Source organism: Salinibacillus aidingensis (assembly GCF_055393355.1).
The window spans coordinates 2862212-2875447 of the sequence record NZ_AP043759.1; the positions used below are offsets into that span (position 1 = coordinate 2862212).

At 36.3% G+C, this 13236-nt stretch carries 11 protein-coding genes; all 11 read right to left on the reverse strand.

All coding sequences use genetic code 11. The features are described from left to right. Nucleotides 1–10: 10 nt before the first annotated feature. A complete protein-coding gene (locus ACZ5OK_RS14965; protein ID WP_343838144.1) occupies nucleotides 11–1225 on the reverse strand; it encodes an acyl-CoA dehydrogenase family protein in 1215 nt (404 codons plus the stop codon). Nucleotides 1226–1370: 145 nt separating this feature from the next. Continuing rightward, nucleotides 1371–1937 (reverse strand): TetR/AcrR family transcriptional regulator, encoded by a 567-nt coding sequence (locus tag ACZ5OK_RS14970; protein ID WP_343838147.1) that lies wholly within the window; start codon nucleotides 1935–1937, stop codon nucleotides 1371–1373. Nucleotides 1938–2219: 282 nt separating this feature from the next. Beyond that, nucleotides 2220–3251, reverse strand: coding sequence for a PD-(D/E)XK nuclease family protein (locus ACZ5OK_RS14975; protein WP_343838150.1), 1032 nt, complete (start codon nucleotides 3249–3251; stop codon nucleotides 2220–2222). Next, nucleotides 3205–3978 carry an aminopeptidase P family N-terminal domain-containing protein gene (locus ACZ5OK_RS14980; protein ID WP_343838152.1) on the reverse strand — a complete coding sequence of 258 codons (774 nt, stop codon included), beginning with the start codon at nucleotides 3976–3978 and terminating at the stop codon, nucleotides 3205–3207. Before ACZ5OK_RS14980 ends, ACZ5OK_RS14975 begins: the two co-directional genes overlap by 47 nt. Nucleotides 3979–4436: 458 nt before the next feature. Then, nucleotides 4437–5522 carry a BadF/BadG/BcrA/BcrD ATPase family protein gene (locus ACZ5OK_RS14985; RefSeq protein WP_343838154.1) on the reverse strand — a complete coding sequence of 362 codons (1086 nt, stop codon included), beginning with the start codon at nucleotides 5520–5522 and terminating at the stop codon, nucleotides 4437–4439. Beyond that, nucleotides 5515–7035 carry an argininosuccinate lyase gene (gene argH, locus ACZ5OK_RS14990; RefSeq protein WP_343838156.1) on the reverse strand — a complete coding sequence of 507 codons (1521 nt, stop codon included), beginning with the start codon at nucleotides 7033–7035 and terminating at the stop codon, nucleotides 5515–5517. Before argH ends, ACZ5OK_RS14985 begins: the two co-directional genes overlap by 8 nt. A gap of 85 nt (nucleotides 7036–7120) precedes the next feature. After that, nucleotides 7121–8848 carry an ABC transporter permease gene (locus ACZ5OK_RS14995; RefSeq protein ID WP_343838159.1) on the reverse strand — a complete coding sequence of 576 codons (1728 nt, stop codon included), beginning with the start codon at nucleotides 8846–8848 and terminating at the stop codon, nucleotides 7121–7123. 4 nt (nucleotides 8849–8852) lie between these two features. Next, nucleotides 8853–9929 (reverse strand): ABC transporter ATP-binding protein, encoded by a 1077-nt coding sequence (locus ACZ5OK_RS15000; protein ID WP_343838162.1) that lies wholly within the window; start codon nucleotides 9927–9929, stop codon nucleotides 8853–8855. Between the two features lie 132 nt (nucleotides 9930–10061). Continuing rightward, entirely contained in the window at nucleotides 10062–10793 is a 732-nt protein-coding gene (locus ACZ5OK_RS15005) for a creatininase family protein (protein ID WP_343838165.1), read from the reverse strand. A 120-nt stretch (nucleotides 10794–10913) separates the two neighbouring features. After that, the gene (locus tag ACZ5OK_RS15010; protein WP_343838167.1) at nucleotides 10914–11984 is read right to left on the reverse strand and encodes an extracellular solute-binding protein; all 1071 of its coding nucleotides are present in this window, start codon (nucleotides 11982–11984) and stop codon (nucleotides 10914–10916) included. 121 nt (nucleotides 11985–12105) lie between these two features. After that, nucleotides 12106–13221: an ROK family transcriptional regulator gene (locus ACZ5OK_RS15015; protein ID WP_464758218.1), complete on the reverse strand. Its 1116-nt coding sequence runs from the start codon at nucleotides 13219–13221 to the stop codon at nucleotides 12106–12108. Between the last annotated feature and the right edge of the window lie 15 nt (nucleotides 13222–13236).

Consider the following 13236-nt stretch of genomic DNA (forward strand, 5'->3'; position numbering starts at 1 on the left):
ACCCAAGACCTCAGTTGTCCTTCAATTGCTCTCTGATTTCCAGTTTGGCAATATCCCTTAAATGCACTTTATCTGGACCATCAACAATTCGAAGTGTACGAGAATCTGCCCAAAATTCTGCCAGCGGGGTATCATCTGACACACCTGCTCCGCCAAATAGCTCAATGGCCCGATCAATAACCTTTAACGCCATTCTTGGAGCCGCAATCTTAATCATCGCAATTTCCTTTCTCGCTGCTTTGGCCCCTTCCTGATCAATTTTGTTGGCAGCTTCTAAAGTAAGAAGCCGTGCCTGTTCAATTTCCAGGCGACTTTCTGCAATGGCTTCTCGCACGCCATCTTTATCAATTAAGCGGGATTTAAACGCTTCCCTGTGGTTTGCTCGATGAATGAGGAGTTCAAGTGCCCGCTCTGCTTTTCCAATCGCTCGCATACAGTGGTGAATCCGGCCTGGACCTAGTCTTCCCTGGGCGATTTCAAACCCTCTGCCCTCACCTAGTAAAATATTTGACGCCGGTACTCTTACATTATGGTAATGAATCTCCGCATGTCCTTGGGGCGCATGATCATAACCAAAAACATTTAAATGCCTTTTCACTTCAACACCAGGTGTATCAAATGGAACGAGAATCATAGATTGCTGACGGTATGTTTCTGCATCAGGATCGGTTTTTCCCATCACAATCGCAATTTCACAACGCGGATCAACGGCACCTGTTGACCACCACTTCTTCGCATTTATGATATACTCATCCCCATCACGGACAATTGTACTCTCGATATTGGTTGCATCTGATGAAGCAACATCAGGTTCAGTCATGGAAAATACCGAACGAATCTTACCTTCAAGGAGCGGATCAAGCCATTGTTTCTTCTGCTCCTCAGATCCGTATTTGACGAGGACCTCCATATTTCCTGTATCTGGTGCATTACAGTTGAATATTTCAGGTGCAATGAGTGAACGCCCCATAATCTCACAAAGATGAGCATATTCATAGTTTGTTAGCCCCGCTCCATATTCTTCATCCGGCAAGAATAGATTCCACAACCCATGGGCTTTTGCTTTTGCCTTTAATTCCTCCAAAATCGGCGGAATTTCCCAGCGGCTCTCCTGTTCATTCAATTGTTCTTCAAAAGTCTTTTCGTTCGGATACACATATTCATCCATAAATTCGATTAATTCTTCTCTTAGCTTTACGGCTTTGCTTGAAAGCTCTTTTAACATTCTGCTTCCCCCCCGGTGTGTTATAAGGAATATTCTAAGTTTTTACCTATGCATTTCTTGGCCGTTCATCCATAAATCCAAATGGCTTTGTTTAATTTTGGCTAAATGCTGGAGACAGTGATTGTGAATACTCAGCGGAAATTCCCTATTTTAGAATTTTCAAAATATAATCGGTATAGGTTTCTACCAGTTCTTCCTTTGATAACCTCCCCGCTGGGCTATACCATTGCTGTATCCAGTTCATTGCTCCCAGGATAATCATTCTAGCTATGGTTTGATCCCTGGTTTTAAATTCTCCCGTTTCGATTCCTCTTTTGATAATCTGGTCAAAAAGATTTTCATACTGCTTTCTCAGGTTTAAAACGAGGTCAATTTGTTCGTTGTTAAACAGGTTTTTTGGCTCCATAATAAGGTTAAAGGTGTCTTTTTCATCTACGGCATAATCAATATGTATGGCTACCATTTGCTGTAAGATTTCAGAGGTTGATCCTTCACCATGCTTTAATACTGTTTCCAGATCTTTTACTGCATCAGATAAGATAAAACGATGACATTGGAAAATTAAATCGCTTTTGTTTTTGAAATAATAGTATAAAGACCCCTTCGTCATGAGAAGCTCAGCTGCAATCTCTTCCATAGTCGCTTTGACATATCCCTTGTTGTTGACAACCTTAATAGCAGAACGCAGGATTTGTTCTTTTTTTCTTTTCATCTTTTTTTCGGAAAGTTTCATTTTCTCACCTAATTACTTCAAAACAGCATTTGATAACGCTTACAATTAATAGTTGATAAACTGAATATATTTTATTTTTAAACCCCGTTAAATTTTCTGATAATTTTGTTAACTTTACTATACCAAGTTGCACTTGTGATTTCAAGTATTTTTTGATAGGTGCCTTTTTTATAGGTACACTGTCACCACCTAAATTTTGTCGAATCAGGACGTGTGAAACATTCTGTGGAACAAGTTTTTCGGGTGGTGACAAGCACCACCCTACTTCCACCCCAACTTTTCAGTATTCTCTTTAAACCCTATCAACCTATCAATACTCCTGCTGAACCATTGATTAATTCCATCAAATTGATTTTCCATTGACAAAAAGTTAGATACTGGGGTTTCATACCAGCCCCATATGGAATACTCCTCTTCGGTATAATCAAAATCACCCTGACGTTCAATTGCATCTTTGACCATGTGATAACGACTATGATTGCGGTTACACACTATCCCCAGAAACAACACCGGATAAGGCTGCGGTTCTACTACGTTAAATTCAAATCCTAAAATAATCTTTGAATGTGCTCTCTTTCCACCTGCAAAAATATCCTCCCGCCACATTGTGTATCTATTATAGGCAGCTATTTGTTTTAAACGTTCATAATCATACGTGTAGGGCTTTCCAAAAGCACTTGTGAATTTTGGTGTGATGGCATCTAAGCATTCATCCATTTTCGACAACGTTTCCCAAAAACGATTCATAACGAGCATATCATTGAAATTAAAATAATCTGCACCTGCCATATCCATCCTCCTCAAAAAATCCATAAAGTCCTGAATAATCGTATCCTCTTCGTAATCCTGCAAAAAATGATAAACATCCTGCCAGCGAATCTGGTCAAAATTGATGTCTTCTATATCTTTCAAATCATAATATTTCGTGCAGTACCTCAGATAAACCTCTTTCTCTCCTGTTAATTTGTTAAGTACTCGTTTGTATCGTTCCAACTGCCTGGGTCCTTCAAGTGAATTTACCTTATTTTCCAAAAAGCAAATACTATGTTGATTCCAGACAACAACATCAATGATGCAATCTCTATCATTCTCCAATGCATACTGTTGTTGGGTATCGATCGCAAAGCCTTCCCCTTCAATTTTCAAAACTTGATTCATAAAAGTGTCTAATAGATGATTATCTTTAGATAGGATGGAAGAGAATATTTCTGTTGTAAAATCCTCTAGAGGCGTTTTAATGGAGCTGCTATCTTTGGAGTATAGTTTTAATAGATTTTCGAATATATTTTGCAACAGGATTCCTCCTTTGGGGGTGGTGCCTGTGGGGGTGGTGCCTGTCACCACCCGGATTTTGTCGAACCAGGACGTGTGAAACATTCCGTGAAACAAGATTTTTCGGGTGGTGACAGGCACCTATACCAACCCTTCTTACTCCATGGTTTCCAGCAATAAACAGATCTGTCCGATTGGTGAGGGAACCGCCATTTCCAACCATCTCTTTAACCTCATCTACAATAAATGAAGGTATATCAAAAAAGTCCCGATTATTCTCCACCTTACTCGTGAAATGTTTCCAGCCTGTGAGCCCAACGTCCATCCCCTTTTGAATTCCAGTCTCCATGAGAATACTCGAAAAAGTCTTCGCAGGTTCCATAGGCTGATTGGGCAGGGAAAAATGCGGACAATGAATCGCCTTTGCCGGAATTCTTGAGTACTTGGCTTTGTTATAGTTTTCATTTCCCAGAACCAAAAAGGCACTTCCATCCGAATGAAGAACCAGCAAAGCCTCTTCAAATCTAGGGATAAATCCAACCAGGTATTCAAAATTCCCTCCATGTTCAACGTCCGCATAGATCATCAAGGCATCCAATTCCAAACGCCTCATCTCCTGCAATACCTTTTCCATTCTGTATTGGATCGTTTCATCACTGATGAATATGGGGGTTCCACTGCAATCGGGGGTCGGGATATTGATTTTACTGCTTAGTTGTGCGTTCTTATAGTTATATTGGGATTTCATCGTATGTCCTCCAAAGTTTATTCTCATGATGATTGAAGCTCCTATAAGCATTATACATGTAACTGGGACGGAGGGACAGGTTCCTAGCCTCGTCCTACCATTCATGCGAAAAAAACTATTCCTTCCAAGTTATCTTTTTTATGTATTCAAGATAAGTTTCCATGGTCTATCCCCTCTTTCCGTCTTAAAAAACCTAAACGCAGGGCGACAACCAGCCACCCTCGACATTACAGTTGCATTAGCATAGCTTCAAATACACGATTCAATATCTATGCAACCTTCACTTCCATAACTTAACAAAGACATCATATTTATATAATGCCTTGAATACATCTAACAAATCTATTAAATAAAAAAATAGACAACCTACTTAAGATAGCATTAACCTTACAGGTCGTCTATTTATTGCATTATTTTGCTATTTAGAGTTTCTATTAAGATCTATCACCCCTATAAACTTACCTAAGTTCATTCAATCCCCTTTGAAGGATTAAGTGAATTGGCTTTTGATTATTAGGCAGAATTTCAATCTCCTCAACTTTATTTAATATATTTCTCTCTACCCTTTTTTTAATATATTCATTATTTTGTAGAACTCCACCTAAAAACAATATCTGTAAAGGCTGATTTGAAATATTTAACTTTCTTATTACCCCAAATGCTAATTGAGATAACTCATGTGTTGCACTTTCTAAGATCTTTTCACTAACTTTATCTCCTAAACAAAATGCCTCTTCTACTATTTTTGCTAATTCTCCCACAGAATTTACTGTAAAATCGGAACCATATACCCAATCATACAATTCTTCATGGTCTTTAAATCCAAAATGATTTAGCACTAAATCTGATAGCATCGTTTTTGGTCCTCTACCATCGTACATTTTTAATATAGATTGAATGGCTGCTTTGCCAATCCAATAACCACCACCCTCATCACCTAAAATATGCCCCCACCCACCAGATCGAACATAATTGCCCTTACCGTCATGACCAAAAGCAATGGAGCCAGTACCTGAAGCAAGCAGGACACCAGGTGTATGGTTTGTGGCACCTATCAAAGTCGATAATGCGTCATTTTCAACAATAATTTTTTCTATGCGAATATTACTATTAGTAATTACTTGTTGAACAATTCTTCTTACTATTAATTGATCTCTCTGTGTATCAATTCCTGCCAAGGCGAAGACTCCTATTTTAAAGGTAACTGTTTTACCTTGACTATAATATTCCGGTGATATATTTCTTAATTGTTGTATATTCTTTAGTATTAACTCACTTAATGTTTTTACTGTTCGTTCTTTGCCAATAAGTTGATGGTTAGTTGTACTAGCTTCAGCTTTACTTAACACATTTCCTCTTCTATTAGCTATCGTAGAAATTGTATTAGTTCCTCCCCCATCTATCGCTATTAGAGGGAGTACTATATCTGCCCGATCCGCATGTTCCTCCTGAATTGTGTTATTAGCTTCATTTTTAATAAAAATATCATTTCGTTTGTATTTACTATGACTATTGGTACTATAAGTAACACTTGGCTTAGTCATTAGTCACCCAACTTTGCAAAATATCCTCAATGTTTTTGTCTACTGAATCCAGAGATTTTCTCTTCTCGTCCAACCATTTGGCAAATACATTATGCTCTTCATACCGTTTCTCTATAGTCTTTTTCATTCTTTTTGGACTTGGACCACCTTCAAGTTCACGAATATCAACAAAATGCTTTGGATCTAACGTGTTCTTAAATTCCTCTTCTGTTAAATTCAGCTTAGAACCAATTACTTTTTCTGCATGCTCATTTAAATGTTTTAACGTAAAGGCATCAAGCGATTCCTGTCCCTTATCCGTTAAACCTTTAACAGCGGAACTTACAATTTCATGTGCTTTTCTAAATGATAAATGATTAGTTCTCACTAAGGTATCAGCAAGTTCAGTCACATTAGCAAAGCTTCCTTGAGCACGTTCTAATAATTTACTGCGGTTTACATCCATAGTCATTAAAACACTCGACATTAAATAATAAATCTTTTGAAGTTTTTCCATGGCATTCCACATATACGGCTGCATGTCATCTTCTGTATCCACAATGTCACCAAAAGGCGTGTTATGCATCATCGTTAACACGGTCTGGCTGTCTCCTACAACACTGGATAGCAACCCGCGCATATGCTCAATAGATACTGGATTTTGCTTTTGTGGCATAATCGAACTAATTTGAACATATGGAGCAAACAATTTAAATGCTCCGAACTCCTGAGTGCCCCATAAGAGAAAATCTTGAGTGGAACGACCCAAATTAATACCAGCTAATTGAACAGCAGTCGCAGTCTCACCAATATAATCTGCTCCTGCTACTGCATCCCAGGCATTATCAATCATTTCATCAAAAGCCAAAATTTGTTGCACACGTTGTCTGTTAATAGAGAATCCTGAAGTAGTTAATGCAGCTGCACCAAGACTACTTCGATTAACCGTTTCAAAGCTTGATATTAGTCTTTTCATATCTCTGGACAACAAATCTGTCATAGCATTAAAATAATGTCCTAATGTAGTTGGCTGGGCTTGTTGAGTATGTGTATAGCCTATCATAACTGTATCAATGTGTTCTTCTGTAAGGTCAATTAAACTTTTATGCAAGTGCAGAGCTCCGTTAATTAAATTTAAAGTCCTCTCTCTTAAATTCATTCGATATATTGCAATACCCATATCATTTCGACTTCGAGCAATATGTAGATTTCCAGCAATATCTCCAGCCTCTTCCATTAAAATATGCTCAATTTCAAAGAATAAGTCTTCATACGATGAATTGTATTCTGACTTTTTAAATTCCTCAATATTAATCTTTTTAATCGCTTCTACTATTTTCGTAGCGTCATCTTGATTTACTATCCCTTCTTCGACCAGCATGATTAAATGTGCGAAGTGAATTTGAAGCATTGGTCTAACAAAGTTTACTTTTGCCTGATCATAAGCGGGCTCCAATACAATATCTTTGTATGTTTTTGACGGAAACTCCATCCCTTCGTAATCCATAATTTTTTTTCGATGAGACAGTTCCATAACTAACATCCTCTCATTTTTAATATAGTAAGAAGCATTAATAAAACTAACCTTTACCTAATTATTTACTTCTTCCTATGAAAAGTTAAAATGCTGCTGTTGAAGAAGAATCTCCCTTTAATTTTTCATTTACTAATAACACAATAATAATCAAGATTGATTGAAGAACACCGTAAGCACATGCGGTTCCAAATTCAAAAGAATACATTTTGTTCCATATTCCAACGGATAATGGCATTGCAGAAGGTGTATAAATTAATATCGAAGCTACAAATTCAGTTAATCCCTGTACAAAGGCTAAAAGTGTACCAGCTAATATACCTGGCATAATAATTGGTAGAACAACTCTTCTAAAGGAATACCACCAATTAGCACCCAAACTGTGAGCCGCTTCCTCGACAGATTGATCCATTTGTATTAAGCTTGCTTGTGAATTTCGAAAAACTAATGGTAGCTGTCTTACAAAATATGCTAAAGGTAAAATCCAAAACGTCCCGACTAATATTTGATTAAATGAAAAAATACTTTCTTCACTAAATGCAGCAATTAAATTAACTGCTACAACAGTACCAGGCAATGCCCATGGAACCATAATTAAAATATCCATAAGGGCTTTTCCCTTAAAGTTGTACCTTACCATTGCATAGGCAGCAGCAACTCCAAAAATAATGTTCCCTATCACTGCAACAGTACTCATTTTGATACTATTCCAGATAGGCTCCCAAGTATCCTGATCTGTGAATAAATCTATATAATGCTGTAAGGTATATGATGTTGGTATAATTTGTGTTGTCCATTCCCCATCTACAGCAAAGGAAATCAGACCAATAACCAAAATAGGTAATAATAGAATAACTACACCGATTATGGAAAGAATAAGGGATATATACTTAATTAAGGAGGACCTTACCTCTGTTCGGTGAACACCAATACCTTTACTTTGATTTTGATAGTTTCTTCTGTTTTGATACCAGGTCATTAAAAGTAAAAAGGCTATTGAAACAATTGATAGAACAAAGGACTGTGTTGCAGCCATATCAAGATTCCCATTGGTTCTTGACAAAGTAATTTGCATTGTCATCGTTCTTTCAACACCAAACATAAGTGGAGCTGTGTATGAAGCCATCGAAATCATAAAAACAAGAAGAGATGAGGCTACAATGGCTGGTGTTAACATAGGTAAAATGATTTTTCTCCATATTCTGAATCTGCTCGCACCTAAATTTGTTGCCGCTTCTTCCAATGACATATCAAGTCCACGTATAGCGGCTGATGCACTTAAGTAAGAGTAGGAATACATTGTAAAGGTATGAACTACAATGACTCCCAAGATTCCATCGAGAGAGAAAGGAACCTCTTCTAAACTAAAAATAGATTGAAATAGACGGGGAAAAATACCACTTTCACCGTATAAGAACGAAAATGAGATAGCCCCAATTAATGGTGGTAATGCCATTGGAACTAACACCAGGACTGACAAGATTCTTCTACCCGGAAATTCATAACGGTTTAATAGAAAAGCCATGGTAACCCCGACAATTGTACAAGTCACAACACTTACTACTGAGATGAACACACTGTTGGTTAATGACTCAATTGTTGCTTCTGTTGTAAAAAAGCTTATATAATTACCAAGTGTTAAATCACCTTCTTGACTCATAACACTATTAGTGAATGTTTTATACATAGGAAAGATAACGTATCCTATTAATATAAATATTAGGGGAGATATTAACACATAAACAAAGTATTTTGATTGACTTATTCTTGCCCAAAGACTTTGATTTGGGGATATTGCCTCACTTTTAGTCATATTATTACCCCCTATCATCCATAAAGTATATACCACTTTCAGGAATATTTAGTTTTATTGAATCTCCCCGTTTTAAGACATCTGAACCCGAATTTACAATCATTACGTTTATCTCTTTGTTTCCGACCTTAACAATATAATTAATACTTACTCCAGAAAATTCACTTAGCTGAACCTGGCCTTGTATAGAATTAGGACCCTCACCCTCTTCAATAATTTCTGGACGAATGGAGAGTAATACATTCTTCCCCTCTTCAAGTTCAAGATTGGGTGAACAATTTTCTTTTAATCCTTTAAATTGGGTATTATCTCCAGTATCAACAACAATATGTTCATCGGTTATTTCTTTTATTTCTCCTTCTAATATATTTGACTCTCCAATAAAAGAAGCAACGAAATGATTTAATGGCTTATTATAAATTTCTTGTGGAGTACCAATTTGCTGTATTTCACCCTGACTCATTACCATTATCCGATCAGACATAGCCATAGCTTCATGTTGATCATGAGTAACATAAATAGTTGTAATGCCTAATTCAACTTGAAGACGCTTAATTTCCACACGTGTTTCTTCACGTAATTTAGCATCTAGATTAGACAAGGGTTCATCCAACAATAAAATATCGGGTTCGATAACAAGTGCTCTAGCTAAGGCTACACGCTGTTGTTGACCACCAGACAATTCGGTTATTTTCCTTGATTCATAACCTTCCAGATGAACAAAACTTTGTGCTTTCTGGACTTTTTCCTTTATAACTTCCTTTGATAACTTTCTTACTTGTAAGCCAAAAGCAATATTCTCAAAAACGGTCATATGGGGAAATAGTGCATAATTTTGAAATACCATTCCAATATTTCGTTTATTTGCTTTTAAAGCTGTCACATCTTCCTGATCAAAATAAATTTCACCTTCAGTTGGAAAATAAAATCCAGCAATCATTCTTAACGTTGTTGTTTTCCCACAGCCACTTGGGCCCAGGAAAGTAAAAAATTCCCCAGAATTAATATGTACATTAATATCTTCTACGCCTTTCGCATTACCGAACATTTTTGTTATACCATCTAATGTCACACTCTTCATATACATCACCTTTCTCTGCTATAAAAAAGATGATCAAGAAATCATCTTACTTATGGAATCTATTATCATAATTAGGATTGTAATCAATTTGCTTCGCTAATATATTCTTGAGCAAACCATTTTGTCTTAGCCTTAATCATTAATCCAATTTTTTATTAGTCTGTTCATATTTTCAACTGCCTCTCCTACAATTTTATTGCCCATTTCAAGTGATGTTTGTTGAATTAATCCAGTATAACCATCCCAAGACTTTGGAGTTCCTTCCACAAGAATATATGGTAATGAAGAATACTTTTCCACATCAGGGAATTCCGAATCATCCTTTTCAACATGAATTAAATTTGGCTTGAATGCTTTTGTAGCAGACATTTCATAGGGACCCCCATGACCTCTCCCCTTTGTATTCACTAATCCCAGTTCATCTGCCTTATCAATTTCAACCATTTGCCACCAGTTAATTAAAAGAAAACTTGCATTTTCAAACTTCTGAGTTACATACTCTGCAACAACACGCGAAACTCCCATATTACCATCATGCGCATTTAAAAGGATAATACGGTTTATTCCTTGATTTAGGATTCCTTCAACTACGTCAGTAATATATTCCTGTATTATACTTGGTCGGACCGGAACTGTACCTTTATATTTACTCGTCTTTCCAGGACATGCGGTATACGGAATTGTAGGAAAAATGACACCATTTAAATCAGAATCCACTAAATTTCCAAAACCCTCAGCCAAAAAAATATCAGTACCTAAGGGCGAATGTGGACCATGATACTCAAAGCTTCCTAAGGGCAATACAGCAAAGTTAGCATCCGAAAGTTTTTCTAGTTCTCTTCCGTGTATTTCTGTTGCTTTCATATACTCACTCCTGATCTTAATAAAGAATAATTACTTTGGATTAAACAAATATACTGATAATCATGAAAATGATTAGAGCAGGATGAGTTTAATCTCACCCTGCCAAATATTTAATAGATACTAGTTTTGATTCTTTATGTTTTGATCCCAATATTCCATCCATTCCATTTCATTTTCACCCATAACGTCCCAATCTAGTTCCATTGGCTTAAGATCAATTTCTTTTAACCAATCAGGCTGGTTATCGCCCAAATCAGAGCGAGTCGGAATTTGGTACTTGTTTTCTGCCAACTGAGCCCTTATATCGGGAGAGAATAAAAACTCAGCAAATAGTTTTGCATTTTCAATATTTTGTGCATCTTTAATAATACCTACACCATCTACTAGCATTGGTGCACCACTTTCAGGAATTACAAAGCCAAAAGGCTGATTATTTTCTTCCTTCTGTAATAAGATATCCTGAAGGTTCCACACCGATACAGTGCCTTCCTGACGAGCCAATTTCAAATATAGATTGGTAGGATCTTGTGCATACTCCTTCGTATTAGCATCCAGTTTCCTTAACCAGTCATAGCCTTTTTCAGGATTATCCGGTCCTTGACGATAAATCATTGATGAGAAGATCGTTCTCATAGTCCCAGAAGGTAGTACACCTCTAATGATAATTTCATCTTTCCATTTAGAATCTAATAAATCATCCCAATCCTGAGGTGCTTCTTCCTTTGAAAGTGCATCTGAATTATACATAATTACTTCTGGGTAAATAATCTCTCCATACCATCGGCCTTCAGGATCCTTATATTGGTCAGGTATGGATTGAGCAAACTCGGGCTCGAAGGAATGTAATAAATCTTCATTTGCTGCTGTATCAAAGGCTGATTGTGTTCCTCCCCACCAGAAATCGCCTTGAGGGTTTGCCTTTTCCCCTCGAACTCTTTCAAGTACTTGTTGTGCACCCATTGTTAACACTTCAACATCGATATCTGGATATTTTTCTTCAAATTTTGGAACTACCTCGTCTACAATAGATTGATCTCTAGCAGTATAAATGATTAATTCTCCACTACCACCTTCCTGACTATCATTTTCCTGACCATTACTACTGTCAGAAGACTCTTGACTACAAGCAGCAAGTAGGGTAATCAACATTAAAAAAAATAGTAAAAATATCTTCTTTCTAAAGTAATGCATAATAAATCCTCCTTGTAATTTTATATACTCTTATAGTCGAGAGTAAGAACTTTCTTTCATTACATTAGTTCTTACTTATCGACTTAAAGACAAATGGATAGCTGCCTGGATATTCTTAGATTTAAAAATTTGGTTCATAGAAATGTTGTAATGCTAGATGTAGTGCTCCATATATACCAGCTTTTGATTCAAGTTCAGTTATTTTTATTTGAGGAATTTTCGGTACATAGGATTCTATCATTCTTTGAAAACGGTTGTAATAAAAATTATTCAAATATGTAAGTTCACCAGAAAGTATAACAGCTTGAGGATCAATAATACTGATGATATTGGATGCAGCTTTCGCCCACTGATTGATCGTATCTTCTAAGATAGTTTTAATATCTTTATTATCACAATTCTTTTGCAGAAAATTTAAAAGTGATTTCTCATCTTGAATATCAATATTTAACTGCTTTAACTTTTTACTAACACCAAATAAGCCATAATTTGTTTCGAATACACCCAAATCTTCACTTAATGGTTGTTGATTGCCTATTACCATATAACCTATCTCACCAGCAGCTGAATGAAATCCTTTATAAAATTTACCATCAAGAAACAGCCCGCTACCTATCCCATTTCCTATAAACAAATAAATGAAGTCATTAATTCCTATTCCCTCTCCTTTATAAAACTCTCCAATTGTCATAAGATTTACATCGTTCTCTATTATGATTTGACTATTTAAGCGAGTGGATAATTCTTGTTTTAAATTAACATTATCCCAGTTAATCGATGGTGATGAACTAATAACTTCCTCATTATTCATTTTTATACCTGATACACCTATAACCATACCCAAAACTTTCTCATCATCTATTTGTTCTCTATTTAGTAACTCTCTAACACCTTCCGCAATGATATTGACGATTACGTTACCATCAGAGAATGGAGTAAATTTTTCTTTATGAAAGTTGATAATTTCCCCATTCATATCTCCAAGTGCTAAGAAAATGGTTTCATTTTCAATTAAAGTACCTAAAACATAGTTTGAACGAGCATTATATTCTAAATATATTGGCTTTTTTCCGCCAGTGGATGGTCCCAATCCAGTCTCAAAGACCAAATCATCCTCTATTAGTTCTTTAACGATTTCAGAAACAGCGGGTTTACTAAGATTAGTTTTTTTTGAAAGGTCAGCTCTTGACTGCCTGGGATTCTGCTTTAACTCATTTACAATTTTTTCCCGATTCATCAACTTAACCATCTC